The organism is Cupriavidus sp. H18C2 (assembly GCF_049393795.1).
GTDB classification, from domain to species: Bacteria; Pseudomonadota; Gammaproteobacteria; order Burkholderiales; family Burkholderiaceae; genus Cupriavidus; species Cupriavidus pauculus_C.
Genome location: NZ_CP186010.1, coordinates 626,067 through 641,995 on the forward strand (window position 1 = coordinate 626,067; position 15,929 = coordinate 641,995).

The following is a 15,929-nucleotide window of genomic DNA, read 5'->3' on the forward strand; positions in this document are numbered from 1 at the left end:
TGTTCGCGCCTGGATACAGGTGTAAGGCCGTGAATACAAAGGGATTTTCTGGGGTGCGGCGGACGGGGTGTTCGGGAAGCCGAACCGGGGCGGGGAAGGGGTGTTCGGGAATCCGAACGGGCGGGGAGGGCGGGGAGATGGGGCAGGCGCTTGGGCTTCCGTCGGTTTGCTCCGCCTCCCGCGTTGCGGCAGAGCGGAGCAACCCCCGGCGGGCCGACGAACTACGCCTCCGCGCTCTCGCAGGTATCCAGGAATGCCTCCAGCGGCATCGGCTTGCCGATGGCGTAGCCCTGGGCGTAGTCCACGCCGATGGCGCGCAGCGTGTGCAGCGTGCCTTCGTCTTCCACCCATTCGGCCACGGTGCGCACGCCCAGGCGGTGGCCGATGTCGTTGATCGAGCTGACGATCTCGCGGTCCACGGCGTTGCGGGCCAGGTTGCGGATGAAGCTGCCGTCGATCTTGAGGTAGTCGACCGGAAACTGCTTCAGGTACGAGAACGACGACAGCCCGGAGCCGAAGTCGTCCAGCGCCACGGTGCAGCCGGCGCTGCGCATGTCGGCCACCACGCGGGCGGCGGCGGTCATGTTGTTGATCAGCGCCGTCTCGGTGATTTCCAGGCGGATGCGGCTGGCCGGCAGCGCCGAGTCTTCCAGCGCGGCGTGCAGGAACGGCAGCAGGAACGGCTCGCCCAGCGAGTTGGCCGACAGGTTGATCGACACCGACAGCCCCGGCACGCCGGCCAGCCGGGTGCCGTACTGCTGCAGCACGTTGCGGATCACCCAGCGGTCGATGTGGCCCATCAGGTCGTAGCGCTCGGCGGCCGGGATGAACGCGCCGGGCATGATCAGCGTGCCCTGCTCGTCGACCATGCGCACCAGGATCTCCACGTGGCGCGAGTCGTCCTGGCCCGGGCGCAGCGAGCGGATTTCCTGCGCGTAGAGCCGGAAGCGGTTGGCTTCCAGCGCCGAGTGGATGCCGGCGGCCACTTCCAGCTCGCGGTGGTGGCGCCGGGCGTCGCTCTCGTCGCGGCGATAGACCGACACGCGGTTGCGGCCGGCCGCCTTGGCGGCGTAGCAGGCCACGTCGGCGCGGCTCATCAGTTCACTCACGGGCGGCACGTCGGCGTCGATGGCCGCGATGCCGATGCTGGCGCCCACGTCGTAGACGCGGCCGTCCCACGGAAAGCGGCGCTCGCGCACGGCGTCGATGACCTTCTGGCAGACCTGCTCGGCGTGGTCGACGCTGCAGTCCTTGAGCAGCAGCGCGAATTCGTCGCCGCCCAGCCGCGCCAGCAGGTCGTCGGGCCGTACCTGGTGGCGGATCACGTAGCCCAGCTCGCGCAGCAGCACGTCGCCGGCGCCGTGGCCGGCCGTGTCGTTGACGATCTTGAAGCGGTCCAGGTCGATGAAGCAGAGCGCCGCGCGATGGCCCTGCGCGCGCGCCTGCTCGCACGACTCGCGCAGCCGCTTCTCGAACCAGGCGCGGTTGGGCAGGCCGGTCAGCGCGTCGTGCGTGGCCGAGTGGGCCAGTTCGCGCTGCAGCGCGCGCGACGTGGTGATGTCCTGGAACACCAGCACCGCGCCCAGCACGCTGCCGTCGTTGGCCAGCACCGGCGCGGCCGAATCCTGCACGTCGTGGCGCTCGCCGGTCAGGCTCTGCAGCACGGCGCCTTCCTGCAGGTAGGCCGGGCGCAGCGTTTCCAGGCACTGCTCCACCGGGCTCGGGATGGTCAGGTCGGTGTCCTCGTCGACGATGCGGAACACCTGTTCCAGCGGCTGGCCCATCGCGGCGTCCATGCTCCAGCCGGTCAGCTGCTCGGCGATCGGGTTCATGAACGTCACGCGCATGACGCGGTCCGTGCAGATCACGGCGTCGCCGATGGAGCGCAGCGTGATGTGCAGCCGTTCCTTTTCCTCGAACAGCGCGCGGTGCAGGCTGCGCTGCTCGGTGATGTCCCAGTTGGTGCCCACCAGCGCGCGCGTGGTGTCGTCCTCGTGGCGCGAGATGGTGGCCATGGCGCGCACGTGGCGGATCTCGCCCGTGGGCCGCACCACGCGGTATTCGGTGTCAAAGCGCCGCACGCCGCGGATGGCCTGGCGCATCTCGGTGCTCACGCGGCTCACGTCCTCGGGGTGGACCATCGCGATCCACTGCGCCAGCGTGGGCGGGCCCAGTTCCGGCGGGGTGCCGTGCAGCGCGTGCATACGGGTGTCCCAGGTGATGGCCGCCTGCGAGAAATCCCATTCCCAGATGCCCACGCCACCTGCCTCCACGGCAAGCTGGGTGCGGCGCGTGAGCTGTTCGAGCTGTTCCTGCGCCAGCTTGCGGGCGTGGATGTCTTCCACCTGGGCGATGAAGTGGTTGGGGCGGCCCGTGTCGTCGTCGCGGTCCAGCGACACGGCCAGCAGCGTCCAGCGGTAGTGGCCGTCCTTGTGCCGGTAGCGCTTTTCCATCCGGTACGAATCGATCTCGCCGGCCAGCAGCTGCTCCACCTTGCGCAGGTCGGCGGCCAGGTCGTCGGGGTGGGTCATGAGCTGGAACGGCAGGTCGCGCAGTTCGTCGGCGGTGTAGCCAAGCTGGTCGGTCAGCGCGTGGTTGACCACGAGCCAGCGGCCGTCCATGCCCACCAGCGCCATGCCGATGGCCGAGTGCTCCAGCGCCTGCCGGAAGCGCCGCTCGCTGCTGCGCAGTTCCAGCCGGCCCTTGCGGTTCTGTTCGGTCATGAACGCGATGCAGACCGGAAAGACCATCACCAGCGCGCCCGACAGCGGCACCGACCGCGACGCCAGGAATTCCATGCCCGACACCAGCCCGATGCATTCGGCGGCCACGGCGGCCAGCAGCGTCAGCAGCGCCGTGGCAAACGGGTTGCTGGCCAGCGCGACGATCACCAGCGGCAGCGACATCACCACGAACGGGTCGTGCCCGGCCTGCAGCGCGCCGGCGCCAATGGCCACGCACAGCGTGTAGAGCCCGGTCAGCCGCGCCAGCATCGGCCGCTGGCGGGTGGCGCGCACGCGCTCGCGCGAGATCGACACCATCAGCGGCAACAGCAGCACCATGCCGATGGCGCCCGCGTTCCACCAGTTCCACCAGACCTTGGGGAACGCCGTGCCGTACTGCGCCGAGATCACCCAGGCGCCCAGCAGGCCGCTCAGCGCCGGGCCCACCGTGGACGCGATGCCCAGCGTCAGCGCGAACGTGGCCAGCTGGCCCGAGCGCGCCATCGCATGGTGGCCGACCATGCTGCGCACCAGCAGCGCCGAACCGGCCAGCTCGGCAAGGTTGGCGATGGACAGCAGCAGCGCGGCGCCCGGCGGGTGGCCGGCGCCCAGCATGTCCGCCGCGATGTTGGCGGCCAGCATGACCCCCCAGCAGCGCGGGGGCCTCGCGGCGGGGGCGGTGCAGCAGCAGGCCCAGGCCGAACGCGTTGGCCGTCCACACGGCGGCGGCGTGACCGGGGATGCGGGCCAGCCACAGGCCGACCAGGGCCAGGACGAAGTAACCCGCCGCCGCCAGCAGCAGCGGGCGCCCGCGGCCGGTAGCCGGGGGGCGGGGAGGGTAGGACGGGTGCGGCCGTGTCAGGCGTCATCTGTTTCGGGATTCCCTTGGCGCGTGGGGCGCCGAATGCCATGCCGGCGCGGATGCGATGGCCGCACCGTGCCCAGCGTGGGTGGCACTTTAGTCGCGCCAGGCGGAATCCGACCGGGGAGATAGGGGCGACTGCATGGCTCTGTTGGGGCTGGCGCCGGGCGCGGCAATCTGGTATGGGAACGCGGTGGGCCGCGCTGGAAGTGGCCGGGCGGCCCCAGGTTCTGTACGATCGCGCACGGAAGGCAGGGCGCCGGGCCGATTCAATCGGGCGGCGCGGTTTGCGCATCCTGGTTCGACGCTCCCCGGAGGGCACTCATGGACGTCAGGCGATTCTTCCGCATTGCCAGCTCGGCGCTGGCCGCCTTCATCATCTTCGTGGTGCTGGCCGTGGGCAGTACGTACTGGTGGGGCGGGCGCAAGCTCGTGCGCAAGGTGGACGTGGCGGTGCAGCCGGTGCCGATACCGACCGACGCGGGCGCCATCGCCCATGGCCGCTATCTCTATGAGTCGCGCGGCTGCGCCGACTGCCACGGCGCGCGGGGCACGGGCAAGCAGGTGTTCGACGAGGCCAACGGTTTCCGGGTGTTCGCCCCGGACCTGACCCGCGCCAATCCGGACATGGCGGCCTACCAGCCGGCTGACTGGGACCGCGCCATCCGGCACGGCGTGGCGCCGTCGGGCCGGCCGCTGCTGGTGATGCCCAGCGAGGACTACAACCGGCTGTCCAACGACGACTTTGCCGCGCTGGTGGCCTATGTCCAGAGCCTGCCGCCCGGCCCGGGCCGGCGCGGCGAGGTGCATTTCCCGTGGTACCTGCAGGGCATGTACGGCGCGGGCGTGATTCAGGACGCGGCGCAGAAGATCGACCACACCCTGCCGCCGGCCGCGCCGGTGGCCGCGGCGGTGACCACCCAATACGGCGCCTACGTGGCCAATTCGTGCAAGGGCTGCCACGGCGCGGACCTGCGCGGCGGCCATATCCCCGGCGCGCCGCCGGACTGGCCGTCGGCGGCCAACCTGCAGCCGGGCGGCGCCATGAAGGCGTACCCGCAGGCCGGCCAGTTCGTGACCATGATGCGCACCGGCAAGCGGCCCGATGGCACCGACGTCAGCCGCGTGATGCCGTTCAGCGCTTTCGCCAAGATGAACGACACCGACCTGCAGGCGCTCTATCTGTTCCTCACCCAGAAATAATCCCCCTCCTGGTGCGCGCGGCCCGTGTGAGCGCGGCTGCGCAAAGTTTTCAGATTTCTACTATGCTCCCCGGGTTCGCCGGGTGGCCAGGGACCGTTTGCCGCCATCAGCCCGGCGCGACACGCGAACAATCAATGGGCCAAGCACCCAAGGAGTCCCCCAACATGACCACCCTCACCCTCAACGGCAAGACCGTGGAGGTGGACGCCGATCCGTCCACGCCACTGCTGTGGGCCTTGCGCGACAACCTCGGCATGACCGGTACCAAGTTCGGCTGCGGCATGGCCGCGTGCGGCGCCTGCACCGTCCACATCAACGGCACCGCTACGCGGAGCTGCGTGATGCCGATCTCGGCCACGGCCGGCAGCAAGATCGACACGATCGAGAACATGGGCAACGACAAGGTCGGCAAGGCTGTGCTCGCGGCCTGGCTCAAGCATGACGTGGCGCAGTGCGGCTACTGCCAGAACGGGCAGGTCATGAGCGCCGTGGGGCTGCTGCGCAGCAAGCCGCGGCCGACCGATGCCGACATCGACCAGGCCATGGCCGGCAACGTCTGCCGCTGCGGCACCTATCAACGGATCCGCGCGGCCATCCACGATGCCGCGCGCACCATCGCCGTCAAGGCTTGAGGGGGCTGTCATGCGAATTCGAGGCATCGAGGCCCTGGCGGGCGGCAGCGGCGCGCCCGTGGCACAAGCGGACGCACCGGGCACACTGAGCCGGCGCGGGTTCCTGAAGCTGTCCGGCCTGGCCGGCGGCGGGTTTGCGCTGGGCATTGCCGGCGTGGACGCCGCGCAGGCACAGCAGGCCGCCCGGCCGGCGTCGCCGCCGCAGGCGTTCCTGACCATCGCGCCGGACAACACGGTGACCATCGCCGTGAACCGGCTGGAATTCGGCCAGGGCGTGCAGACGGCGCTGCCGATGGCGCTGGCCGAGGAGCTGGACGTCGACTGGAAGAACGTGCGCGCGATCCTGGCGCCGGCCGGCGACGCGTACAAGGACCCGGCGTTCGGCATCCAGATGACCGGCGGCTCCACGGCGCTGAACCATTCGTTCGAGCAGTACCGCGAACTGGGCGCGCGGGCGCGTGCCATGCTGATCGCGGCGGCGGCGCGCCAGTGGGAAGTGGATCCGGCAAGCTGCAGCGCGTCGATGGGCGTGGTCACGTCGGGCAGCCACCGCGCCACCTATGGCGAACTGGCGCAGGCGGCGATGAGCCAGCCCGTGCCGGCGCAGGTGCGGCTCAAGGACCCGGCCCAGTTCCGCATCGTCGGCAAGCCCACGCCGCGGCTGGACGCCGCGTCGAAGCTGCACGGCGACCCGGTGTTCGGCATGGACGTCCAGCTGAAGGGCATGGCCGTGGCCGTGGTGGCCCGTCCGCCGCGCTTTGGCGGCAAGGTCAAGTCGTTCAATGCCGACAAGGCCCGCCAGGTGAAGGGCGTGGCCGAGGTGATGCAGGTGGACGTGGATCGCGGCGGCTCCGGCGTGGCCGTGGTGGCCAACGGCTACTGGCCGGCCAAGACCGCGCGCGAGGCGCTGGAGATCGTCTGGGAAGACACCGGTTCCACGGTCAGCACGGCCGCGCTGTTCGACCAGTACAGCAAACTGGCTGCCCAGCCCGGCATCGTCGCCCGGCCGCTCGAAGGCGGCAGCATCGACACGGCGCTGTCGGGCGCGGCAAAGGTGATCGAGGCCGAGTACCGCGTGCCGTACCTGGCCCACGCGCCGATGGAGCCGCTGAACTGCACGCTGCAGCCCGAGGTGTCGGGCGGCAAGGTGTCGGCCGTCAAGGTGTGGGTGGGCTCGCAATTCCAGACCATCGACCAGGCCGCCATCGCGCGCACGCTGCAGCTGGCGCCGGAGAAGGTCACGCTGAACACGATGATGGCGGGCGGCGGGTTTGGCCGCCGCGCGGTGCCCACCGCCGACTACCTGGTGGAAGCGGCCAACGTGCTGCGCGCCTGGGTGGCCAAGGGCCATACCGGGCCGCTCAAGGTGATCTGGAGCCGCGAGGACGACATCAAGGGCGGCTACTACCGTCCGCTGCACGTGCATCGCGCGCGCATCGGCGTGGACGCCCAGGGCAAGGTGGTGGGCTGGCAGCACACCATCGTCGGCCAGTCGATCATCAGCGGCACGCCGTTCGAGCCGATGATGGTCAAGAACGGCGTGGACGCCACGATGACCGAAGGCATCGTCGAGAACGACTACGACCTGCCGCTGCAACTGCACGTGCACCATCCCAAGGTGGACGTGCCGGTGCTCTGGTGGCGCTCGGTCGGCAATACGCACACCGCGTTCGTCAAGGAGACGCTGGCCGACGAGATGGCGGTGGCGGCAAAGCAGGACCCGGTGGCCTGGCGCCTGGCACGGCTCGACGAGAAGAAGCACGCGCGCCACCGCGCCGCGCTGCAACTGGCCGTCGACAAGTCGGGCTACGGCAGGAAGAAGCTGCCCAGGGGCCATGCCTGGGGCGTGGCCGTGCACGAGTCGTTCGGCTCGGTGGTGGCGTACGTGGTGGACGTGTCGGTGGTGAAGGGCGAGCCGCGCGTGCACCGCGTGACGGCCGGCGTGCACGCCAACCGCGTGGTCAACCCGCTGACCGCCGAGGCGCAGATCCAGGGCGGCTGCGTGTTCGGGCTGTCGATGACCCGGCCGGGCTTTGCCATCGAGATGGAAAACGGCGTGGTCAAGAACAGCAACTTCCCCGACTACCCGCCGCCGCGCATGCCAGACGCACCGGTCGTCGACGTGTTCTTCGTGCCGTCCAACGACAACCCCACCGGGCTGGGCGAACCGGGCACGCCAACCATCGCCCCGGCCGTGGCCAACGCGCTGTTCCGCCTGACGGGCAAGCGCCAGCGGCAGTTGCCGTTTGTGGTGGGTTGAGCGGCACCGTGAGATTCCCCTCTCCCGCGCGCGGGAGAGGGGTTAGGGGTGAGGGCCGGCGGTGCAAATTGCGACATGTCGCAGCTTGAACCTCAACGCCCTCACCCCCGGCCCCTCTCCCGCCGGGCGGGAGAGGGGAGCAACCCGTGGCGGGTGTCGGTCTGACAGCGCTAGGGCATGGCAGCAGGGCCGCAAGTCGCGCGCCCTTCACCCCTCCCCAACCATCCCCGTGATCCGCTCCCGCAGCGCTGCCGGCGCCGTGTAGTACGTCGCGCCGCGCCGGACCGCGGTGTGGACGGCCTGCAGCTGGCCCAGCGCGGCCAGGCAGGTGTCGCAATCCTCCAGGTGCCGCTCCAGCCGGACGCTGTCCGCGCCGCCCACTTCGCCGTCGGCCGTGGCTTCCAGCAGGGTCATCGCTTCCTTGCAGTTCATGCTGCCTCCTTGCCGAGCATGGCCACCGTGGTTGCCAGCATTTGCCGGGCGGCCTCCAGCCGGGTCATGACCGTGGCCGGGGCGATGCCGGCGATCTGGGCGATGTCGCGGTAATGCAGCGCCTCCACGTCGCGCAGCACCAGCACTTCCCGATAGCCGACGGGCAACCGGGCCAGCGCGGCGTCGATGCCGGCGATGTCGCCCGCCGGCCACGTGGCGCGGCGGTCGGGCGGGGCGGGCAGGGTGTCGGGCGATGCCGGGGCGTCCTGCGACCAGGTGCGGCGCACGATCGCCAGCAGCCAGGCGCGGGCATCGCCCGGTGGCAGGCTGTCGGCCAGGGGCCGGGCGGCCAGCACGGCGGCCTCGGTGACGCGCGCGGCGTCGGCGTCGCTGCCGCACAGCCAGCGCGCATAGTTATAGGCGGCATCCAGATGGGGCAGCACCCGGGTGTCGAACGGGGAGCGCATGCGGGGTCCCTCCGTGGGGCCGGGGGGTCCGGCCGACTCGCAGATTCTATGCCGCGTGCCGCGCCGTGCGATGCTAGGGTTTTCTCGCGCCGGGTCGTGCGGCAGCGCACGGCCGTTTCAGCGTACGATGGCCGCTGGCATGATCGGCCAGCCCCATCTCTATCAGGCGGACACCATGGAAACGCAGGAAAGCACCCTGACCCTCGCACTGCTGACGGTGCCGGCCCGTGCCGCCATCTGCCGCGCGCTGCTGGAGGCAGGCGACGACGGCCTGCCGGCCGTGGTGCTGGCCAAGGCATCGGGCGTCACGCTGCGCCGCGCGGCCCATCATTTCCAGGAAATGGTGCAGGCCGAGGTGCTGGCGCTGGCCATCCGCGACCGTGAGGTCTGCTACGTGCTCAAGGCCCGCCGGGCCGTGCGCGAGGCGCTGGACTACGTGGACCGCAGCGGCCTGAACTAGCCGCCCCTTTCCCCTTGCCGGCCCAGGGCTCCCGCCATCGCCCTTCGGGAAAACCCCCATTCAGCCCTCGTCTTGAAATCGAAATACCCCGTCCCTATAATTAGCACTCGCTGGGGGAGAGTGCTAACAACCTGTTAGCATCCCCTGCGGTACCAACCCCTGGCCGTTGCCGACAACGGCCATTTGTGATTAGAAACTCACTTTTTGTATCTAGGAGTCCGTATGAACCTGCGTCCTCTGCACGACCGTGTGATCGTGAAGCGTCTGGACAACGAAACCAAGACCGCGTCCGGCATCGTGATTCCCGACAATGCAGCCGAAAAGCCGGACCAAGGCGAAGTGCTCGCCATCGGCCCGGGCAAGAAGGATGACAAGGGCAACAACATTGCCCTCGACGTGAAGGTGGGTGACCGCGTGCTGTTCGGCAAGTATGCCGGCCAGGGCGTGAAGGTGGATGGCCAGGAACTGCTGGTCATGCGCGAAGAAGACATCATGGCCGTCGTCAACAAGTAAGACGACCCGCCTGACCGCAACACACCAGATTCCCTGACCGTCCCCACCATGACCGCGGGACGGTCATCCCAGATTCGGAGATTGAGAACATGGCAGCAAAAGACGTAGTGTTCGGCGACGCCGCACGTGCCAAGATGGTCGAAGGCGTGAACATCCTCGCCAACGCAGTCAAGGTGACCCTGGGCCCGAAGGGCCGCAACGTGGTGCTGGAGCGCAGCTTCGGCGGCCCGACCGTGACCAAGGACGGCGTGTCCGTGGCCAAGGAAATCGAGCTGAAGGACAAGCTGCAGAACATGGGCGCCCAGATGGTCAAGGAAGTGGCTTCCAAGACCAGCGACAACGCCGGTGACGGTACCACCACCGCAACCGTGCTGGCCCAGTCGATCGTCCGCGAAGGCATGAAGTTCGTGGCCGCCGGCATGAACCCGATGGACCTGAAGCGCGGTATCGACAAGGCCGTGGCCTCGGCCGTGGAAGAGCTGAAGAAGCTGAGCAAGCCGACCACGACCAGCAAGGAAATCGCCCAGGTTGGCGCCATCTCGGCCAACAGCGACGCCTCGATCGGCGAGCGCATTGCCGAAGCCATGGACAAGGTCGGCAAGGAAGGCGTGATCACCGTGGAAGACGGCAAGTCGCTGGCCGACGAGCTGGAAGTCGTGGAAGGCATGCAGTTCGACCGCGGCTACCTGTCGCCGTACTTCATCAACAACCCGGAAAAGCAGGTTGTTGCCCTGGACAACCCGTTCGTCCTGCTGTTCGACAAGAAGGTCAGCAACATCCGCGACCTGCTGCCGGTGCTGGAGCAAGTGGCCAAGGCCGGCCGCCCGCTGCTGATCATCGCTGAAGACGTGGAAGGCGAAGCCCTGGCCACGCTGGTGGTGAACAACATCCGTGGCATCCTGAAGACCGCCGCCGTCAAGGCTCCGGGCTTCGGCGACCGCCGCAAGGCCATGCTGGAAGACATCGCCATCCTGACGGGCGGCACGGTGATCGCCGAGGAAGTGGGCCTGACGCTGGAAAAGGCCACGCTGCAGGACCTGGGCCAGGCCAAGCGCATCGAGATCGGCAAGGAAAACACCATCATCATCGACGGCGCCGGCGACGCTTCGGCGATTGAAGGCCGCGTCAAGCAGATCCGCGCCCAGATCGAGGAAGCCACCTCGGACTACGACCGCGAGAAGCTGCAAGAGCGCGTGGCCAAGCTGGCCGGCGGTGTTGCCGTGATCAAGGTTGGCGCTGCCACCGAAGTCGAAATGAAGGAAAAGAAGGCACGCGTGGAAGACGCGCTGCACGCCACCCGCGCTGCCGTGGAAGAGGGTATCGTCCCCGGCGGTGGTGTGGCCCTGCTGCGCGCCCGCGCCGCCATCTCGGGTCTGCAAGGCGACAACGCCGACCAGAACGCCGGTATCAAGATCGTGCTGCGCGCCATGGAAGAGCCGCTGCGCCAGATCGTGCTGAACGCCGGTGAAGAGGCTTCGGTCGTGGTGGCCAAGGTCATCGAAGGCAAGGGTAACTACGGTTACAACGCTGCTTCGGGCGAGTACGGCGACCTGGTGGAAATGGGCGTGCTGGACCCGACCAAGGTGACCCGCACCGCGCTGCAGAACGCCGCTTCGGTGGCGTCGCTGATGCTGACGACCGACTGCGCCGTGGCCGAAACGCCGAAGGAAGAGTCGGCTCCGGCAATGCCGGGCGGCATGGGCGGCATGGGCGGCATGGACGGCATGATGTAAATCGCGCCGGACTGCCAGGCCCGACGGCCTGACTGTCAGGAAACCCCCAAGGGTGCGAGCCCTTGGGGGTTTTTGGTTTTTGGCGGAGATTATTTGCCTGCTGGTTGGCTCCCCGCTCCCGTTCGGCGGGAGAGGGGAGCAGGAAATGCACGTCAAACCACCGCCACCTTCCCCCAGTCGAACACCGGGTTCTCCGGCTGGCTGCGGCGGCGCGAGATGTAGCCGCGCGGGTTGCAGACCACGCGGGTGTCGTCGATCCAGTAGTCGAAGCTCGTGTGGGTGTGGCCGTGGACCCAGAGGTCGGCCTGGGCCACGAGGTCCGGGCGGCGTGACAGGAAGCCGGCGGACACGATGTCGTGGGCGTAGCGCGCGTCGAGGCTACCCAGGTCGGGGCCGTGGTGGGTGACGATCACGGTCTTGCCGTCGAACGGGCGGGCCAGTTCCTCGGCCAGCCACGCGGTGGCGGCGCGATGGCGGGCCAGCGCGTCGGCGGGGGGTGAACGGGCGCGGCTGGCCGTCGTCGCCGGCGGTGGCGATCAGCCGGTGGTCGACCATGACCTTCGCGCAGGCCGCCATGGCCTCGTCGATGCGGTTCTCGCCGTACAGCGCGTAGTCGGTCCACCACGTGGTGCCGATCACGCGCACCGGCCCGCCCTGCGCGCCGCTGAACTCGGCCACCGCGCCGTTGAGCAGCGTCACGTTGCCAGACGCCGCGGCGCCCTCGGCCATCAGCCGGTCGACCGGGTCGAACGCGCTTTCGTAGTACTCGTGGTTGCCGGGCACGTACAGCACGGGCACGTCGAACGTGCGGGCGGCCCAGTCGATGCCGTCGCGCCCGTTGGCGATGTCGCCGGCCAGGATGACGACGTCGGCGTCGCAGCCGGGCACCGCGTCGGGCGTGTTGTGTTCCAGGTGGATGTCGCTGAGGATGCGCAGCTTCATTGGGCCCCCGTGGGGTGGGATGGACTGCGGTCGATTCTTCGAAAAAAAGACGGCCCGGTCAAGACCGGGCCGCTAAAAGGAGCCAAGGGGGACCTCGCCGACCCGTCATGGAAACGTGCCGCGAGGGGCCAATCACGCCTTGGCGAGCGTACGCGCCCCTGGGGAGCGCCTGGATCGGCCATTGGCTCCAAACGGGGGTTACCTGGCCAGCCTTGGTGGAACGTAGGCCCCGTAGTACGGCCCCACGCCCCCGCCGCCGGCCGTCACCTTGACGTTGGGGATGAAGTAGCCCTCGATGTACTTGCCGCTGCCGCCCACCGAGGCCGTGATGTGGAAGCCGGCGAATGCCGTGACCGGCCCCAGCTGCCCCGGCGACAGGTTCGAGGTCACCGGCATCACGTAGTCCTGGCCGACGCCAACATAGCCGTAGTTCGACGTCTTGGTGCCGTCCTGCATCCAGATCTGGTCCCCGATCGACACCGGCGCCGGGTTGCCGCCCTCGATCAGGTCGCGCGTGGCCGTGGCGCTGTTGTCGGTCGACGTGAACGTCGTCCACTGGCCCGATTCGCACACGCCGTAGTGGTATGCCGACCCGATGCGGAACACGTACGCCTTGCCGGTGGCCGGGTCGATCTTCGGCAGGTTGGTCGCCTTGTCCCAGTAGTAGTCGTACAGGCACTGGCTCAGCGCCACCGGGAACAGCCCGCCGTTGTTGACCGTGCCCGGCGCGGCGATGACCGCCACGGCCGTGGCCGACGTGCTGGCCGCGGTGCCGCCAAAGACCTGCGCCAGCAGCATCGTGACCGGGCCGCCGTTGTTGCCGGGGCCGCGCGTGATCGTCACCTGCACGGCGGCCACGTCGTTGCTGCCGGGCGTGATGGTCTGCGCCTGCAGCCCGGCCGGCGTGCCGGTCAGGTTCCAGTAGCCGGCCTGTACCGTGCCGTTGGCCAGGGTGGTGCCGCCCACCTTGTTCAGCGAGATCGCGTTGGTGCCCTTGGTGACGCCGGCCGACCACTGCGGCGTGGGGTTGGCCGGGTACAGGCCCGCGGCGCCGGCCAGCGCGGCGGCGTCGGCGGCGTTCTGGATCTCGTTGCGCGCCACCACAAGCTGGGCCACGTCGATGGCGACGGCGCCGACGGACAGGATCGAGATCATCAGCATCGGCATCATGATGCCGACGGCGCCGCGCTGGCGGCGGGGATCGGGGCGGTGAAGTCTCATGGCATGCCTCCGGGCTATTCGCACAGCATCGTCGTGGACGCGTTGATCGTCAGCGGCCCCGTGAACGGGCGGATGATCGCCCCCAGCAGCAGGCCGTTGAACGTGTAGGAAACCTGCACCGTCAGCGGGTTGCCGCTCGTGGCGCAGGCGGTGACCGTGCCGGGGTAGGTGCACGTGGCCGCCGCGCCGTAGGTGACCAGCTTGTTCTGGCAGTAGCTGGCGGCCACGGCCTTGATCTGCGTGCTGGTCATGGGCGGGGACTTCAGCACCACGCCGGCGCGCGCGGCCTCGCGGCTGGCGTTGGTAATCACGGCCTTGTCGTAGAGGGCGGTGCCGAACTCGATCACGCCGAACACGATGAACATCAGCAGCGGGAAGACAAGGGCGAACTCCACCGCGGCGGTGCCGGCCGCGCGGCGCGGGCGGCGGCAGCGGGAAGGGGCAGGACGTGCGCGCATGATGGTCTCCTCGGAAGGGCTAGTTGTTGGCCACGCTCTGCAGCGCCGCCACGACCTGGATGGCCGCCGGGCCCAGCAGCACCACGAACAGCGACGGGAAGATGCAGAAGATCAGCGGGAACAGGATCTTGGTGCCGATCTTGGCCGCGCGCTCCTCGGCCAGCATGTGGCGCTTGGTGCGGAGCATGTCCGAATGCACGCGCAGCGAATCGGCCACGCTGGTGCCAAAGCGGTCCGACTGGATCAGCATCGCCACCAGCATGCTCACGTCGTCCACGCCGGTGCGGGCGGCCAGGTTGCGCATGGCTTTCTCGCGCGGCAGCCCGGCGCGCAGTTCCAGCGTCAGCAGTTCGTATTCCTCGGCCATGGCCGGGCGCGCGTTGCGCATTTCCTCCACCACGCGCAGGATCGCGGCGTCCAGCCCCAGGCCCGCTTCCACGCAGACCATGATCAGGTCCAGGCTGTCCGGGAACGATTCGAAGATCTCGCGCTGGCGGCGCTTCACCTTCTGGCGCAGCACCACGTCGGGCAGGTAGAAGCCGGTCAGCGCCACCAGGAACAGCAGCACCGGCAGCCGGGCGTGGGCCTCGGCGTCGAGCTGGCCGGACAGCGCGAGCCAGAGCGCCAGCGGCAGCCCGAACGCGAGCACGGTCTTGATCGCGAAGTAGAGCGGGATGGCTTCGGCCTGGCGCCAGCCGGCGTGGATGAAGCGCGTGCGCAGCGCGGAGTTTTCCCAGCCCTCGCGCGGCACCGACAGCCGCGCGAGCGGCTTGGCCAGCCGCTCCACCTGGCGCAGCCATGCGCGGGCGTCGTCGGGCTCGGCCACGCCCGGGGTTTCGCGGCGGATCTGGCTGACGCGCCGGTCCACGGCGCCGGGCCGCAGCAGCACCATCGCCACGCAGGACACGCCGAACACGATGACGAACGTGGCGGCCAGCAGGAGGATCGTGGATGTAGGCATGATGGGCCTCGCTTGGGGTGAAGGGCGTCAGACGTGGATGCGCACGATCTGGCGCATCCAGACGATGCCCACGCACGTCATCGCCACGGCGTACCAGAGCATCTTGATGCCGGCCGGGTCGGTCCAGAGCGTGGCCATCAGGTCCGGGTTGATCTGGTACACGATGCCGCCGACGATGACCGGCAGCGCGGTCAGGATCCAGCCGCCAAGCCGCCCTTCGGCCGACAGCACGCGGATCTTGTCCATGAGCTGCAGCCGCTTGCGGATCAGGCTGCCGACGTTGTCCAGGATCTCGGCCAGGTTGCCGCCCGATTCGCGCTGGATCAGGATCGCGATGACCAGGTAGCGCAGGTCTTCCAGCGGCACGCGGTCGTTCAGCCCGGCCAGCGCGTCGGCCAGCGGGATGCCGTAGTTGATCTCGCCGAACACCAGCGCCAGTTCCGTGCCGATGGGCGTGGGCAGCTCCTGCCCGGCCATGTCCAGCGCGCTGGGCAGCGAGTGGCCGGCCCGCAGCGCGCGCGCCAGCAGGTCCGCCGCCTCGGGTAGCTGGGCCTCCAGCGTGGCCAGCCGCCGGGCGCGGCGGCGCAGCAGGTACAGCAGCGGCAGCGCCGCCGCGCACGCGGTCAGCGGCACCAGCGCGAACCACGGCGGGTGGAACGGCACCAGCCCCGCCACGGCCAGCAGCCCGGCCATCGCGCAGAGCGCCAGCAGGCGGCCCACAGACCAGTTCAGGCCCGACTGCAGCAGCATCAGGTCGAGCTTGTCCACGCGCGGCAGCCGGCGCAGCAGCTGCGCCATCTCCGGGGAATCGCTGAGCACCCGCTGCTTGAGGATGCTGGCATCCGCCGCGTGGCTGGCGCTGTTGAGCATGGCCGCCTCCACGCGATGGCTGAAGCGCCGCGCGCGCTGGCTGCGCGTCTGGTGCCACCACTGCCACGCGCCGGCGGCGCCCAGCACGCAGGCCAGGAACACCGACACCGCGAATCCGATCATCGTCCCGTTCATGATGTGCTCCCCCGTATCTCGGTATCCCCGTATCCCCGATTCCTTGTTCTTGTGCCG

At 69.3% G+C, this 15,929-nt stretch carries 13 protein-coding genes and 1 pseudogene; 6 read left to right on the top strand and 8 right to left on the bottom strand.

Going from position 1 to position 15,929, the window contains the following annotated elements; genetic code table 11:
• Positions 1–221: 221 nt before the first annotated feature.
• The gene (locus tag EPAKOI_RS02915; protein WP_423192921.1) at positions 222–3,365 is read right to left on the bottom strand and encodes a diguanylate cyclase; all 3,144 of its coding nucleotides are present in this window, start codon (positions 3,363–3,365) and stop codon (positions 222–224) included.
• A gap of 544 nt (positions 3,366–3,909) precedes the next feature.
• Here EPAKOI_RS02915 and EPAKOI_RS02920 point away from each other — a divergent pair.
• The 3 genes from EPAKOI_RS02920 (at position 3,910) to EPAKOI_RS02930 (ending at position 7,680) form a co-directional block, all read left to right on the top strand.
• Positions 3,910–4,788, top strand: coding sequence for a c-type cytochrome (locus EPAKOI_RS02920; RefSeq protein WP_124682260.1), 879 nt, complete (start codon positions 3,910–3,912; stop codon positions 4,786–4,788).
• 164 nt (positions 4,789–4,952) lie between these two features.
• On the top strand, positions 4,953–5,420 hold the full coding sequence (locus tag EPAKOI_RS02925; protein WP_124682259.1) for a (2Fe-2S)-binding protein: 468 nt from the start codon (positions 4,953–4,955) through the stop codon (positions 5,418–5,420).
• A 10-nt stretch (positions 5,421–5,430) separates the two neighbouring features.
• Positions 5,431–7,680 (top strand): xanthine dehydrogenase family protein molybdopterin-binding subunit, encoded by a 2,250-nt coding sequence (locus EPAKOI_RS02930; RefSeq protein ID WP_124682258.1) that lies wholly within the window; start codon positions 5,431–5,433, stop codon positions 7,678–7,680.
• Positions 7,681–7,887: 207 nt separating this feature from the next.
• Here the strand turns inward: EPAKOI_RS02930 and EPAKOI_RS02935 are convergent, their stop codons facing one another.
• The gene (locus EPAKOI_RS02935; protein ID WP_313835492.1) at positions 7,888–8,112 is read right to left on the bottom strand and encodes a zf-HC2 domain-containing protein; all 225 of its coding nucleotides are present in this window, start codon (positions 8,110–8,112) and stop codon (positions 7,888–7,890) included.
• Complete coding sequence (locus EPAKOI_RS02940; RefSeq protein WP_423192922.1) at positions 8,109–8,579, bottom strand: sigma factor-like helix-turn-helix DNA-binding protein; 471 nt, start codon at positions 8,577–8,579, stop codon at positions 8,109–8,111. The genes EPAKOI_RS02935 and EPAKOI_RS02940 overlap by 4 nt, the downstream gene beginning before the upstream one ends.
• 175 nt (positions 8,580–8,754) lie before the next feature.
• Here EPAKOI_RS02940 and EPAKOI_RS02945 point away from each other — a divergent pair, with 175 nt between their 5' ends.
• The 3 genes from EPAKOI_RS02945 (at position 8,755) to groL (ending at position 11,285) form a co-directional block, all read left to right on the top strand.
• Positions 8,755–9,039: an ArsR family transcriptional regulator gene (locus EPAKOI_RS02945; RefSeq protein ID WP_124682255.1), complete on the top strand. Its 285-nt coding sequence runs from the start codon at positions 8,755–8,757 to the stop codon at positions 9,037–9,039.
• Between the two features lie 222 nt (positions 9,040–9,261).
• The gene (gene groES, locus EPAKOI_RS02950) at positions 9,262–9,552 is read left to right on the top strand and encodes a co-chaperone GroES (RefSeq protein ID WP_008644494.1); all 291 of its coding nucleotides are present in this window, start codon (positions 9,262–9,264) and stop codon (positions 9,550–9,552) included.
• 89 nt (positions 9,553–9,641) lie between these two features.
• A complete protein-coding gene (groL, locus tag EPAKOI_RS02955) occupies positions 9,642–11,285 on the top strand; it encodes a chaperonin GroEL (protein ID WP_124682254.1) in 1,644 nt (547 codons plus the stop codon).
• A 152-nt stretch (positions 11,286–11,437) separates the two neighbouring features.
• Here groL and EPAKOI_RS02960 read toward each other — a convergent pair.
• The 5 genes and pseudogenes from EPAKOI_RS02960 to EPAKOI_RS02980 all read right to left on the bottom strand — a co-directional run bounded on the left by EPAKOI_RS02960 (position 11,438) and on the right by EPAKOI_RS02980 (position 15,872).
• A pseudogene (locus EPAKOI_RS02960) lies at positions 11,438–12,227 on the bottom strand (metallophosphoesterase).
• A gap of 198 nt (positions 12,228–12,425) precedes the next feature.
• Entirely contained in the window at positions 12,426–13,448 is a 1,023-nt protein-coding gene (locus tag EPAKOI_RS02965; RefSeq protein WP_124682252.1) for a TadG family pilus assembly protein, read from the bottom strand.
• A 14-nt stretch (positions 13,449–13,462) separates the two neighbouring features.
• The gene (locus EPAKOI_RS02970; RefSeq protein WP_313835527.1) at positions 13,463–13,906 is read right to left on the bottom strand and encodes a TadE/TadG family type IV pilus assembly protein; all 444 of its coding nucleotides are present in this window, start codon (positions 13,904–13,906) and stop codon (positions 13,463–13,465) included.
• A gap of 19 nt (positions 13,907–13,925) precedes the next feature.
• Positions 13,926–14,867: a type II secretion system F family protein gene (locus tag EPAKOI_RS02975; RefSeq protein WP_124682250.1), complete on the bottom strand. Its 942-nt coding sequence runs from the start codon at positions 14,865–14,867 to the stop codon at positions 13,926–13,928.
• Positions 14,868–14,894: 27 nt separating this feature from the next.
• Positions 14,895–15,872 carry a type II secretion system F family protein gene (locus EPAKOI_RS02980; RefSeq protein ID WP_423192923.1) on the bottom strand — a complete coding sequence of 326 codons (978 nt, stop codon included), beginning with the start codon at positions 15,870–15,872 and terminating at the stop codon, positions 14,895–14,897.
• Between the last annotated feature and the right edge of the window lie 57 nt (positions 15,873–15,929).

Bases quoted from the DNA above. Each gene is read 5' to 3' on its own strand.
- EPAKOI_RS02915 (WP_423192921.1), bottom strand. From the start codon at position 3,365: ATGCTGGCCGCCAACATCGCGGCGGACATGCTGGGCGCCGGCCACCCG.
- EPAKOI_RS02920 (WP_124682260.1), top strand. From the start codon at position 3,910: ATGGACGTCAGGCGATTCTTCCGCATTGCCAGCTCGGCGCTGGCCGCC.
- EPAKOI_RS02925 (WP_124682259.1), top strand. From the start codon at position 4,953: ATGACCACCCTCACCCTCAACGGCAAGACCGTGGAGGTGGACGCCGAT.
- EPAKOI_RS02930 (WP_124682258.1), top strand. From the start codon at position 5,431: ATGCGAATTCGAGGCATCGAGGCCCTGGCGGGCGGCAGCGGCGCGCCC.
- EPAKOI_RS02935 (WP_313835492.1), bottom strand. From the start codon at position 8,112: ATGAACTGCAAGGAAGCGATGACCCTGCTGGAAGCCACGGCCGACGGC.
- EPAKOI_RS02940 (WP_423192922.1), bottom strand. From the start codon at position 8,579: ATGCGCTCCCCGTTCGACACCCGGGTGCTGCCCCATCTGGATGCCGCC.
- EPAKOI_RS02945 (WP_124682255.1), top strand. From the start codon at position 8,755: ATGGAAACGCAGGAAAGCACCCTGACCCTCGCACTGCTGACGGTGCCG.
- groES (WP_008644494.1), top strand. From the start codon at position 9,262: ATGAACCTGCGTCCTCTGCACGACCGTGTGATCGTGAAGCGTCTGGAC.
- groL (WP_124682254.1), top strand. From the start codon at position 9,642: ATGGCAGCAAAAGACGTAGTGTTCGGCGACGCCGCACGTGCCAAGATG.
- EPAKOI_RS02965 (WP_124682252.1), bottom strand. From the start codon at position 13,448: ATGAGACTTCACCGCCCCGATCCCCGCCGCCAGCGCGGCGCCGTCGGC.
- EPAKOI_RS02970 (WP_313835527.1), bottom strand. From the start codon at position 13,906: ATGCGCGCACGTCCTGCCCCTTCCCGCTGCCGCCGCCCGCGCCGCGCG.
- EPAKOI_RS02975 (WP_124682250.1), bottom strand. From the start codon at position 14,867: ATGCCTACATCCACGATCCTCCTGCTGGCCGCCACGTTCGTCATCGTG.
- EPAKOI_RS02980 (WP_423192923.1), bottom strand. From the start codon at position 15,872: ATGAACGGGACGATGATCGGATTCGCGGTGTCGGTGTTCCTGGCCTGC.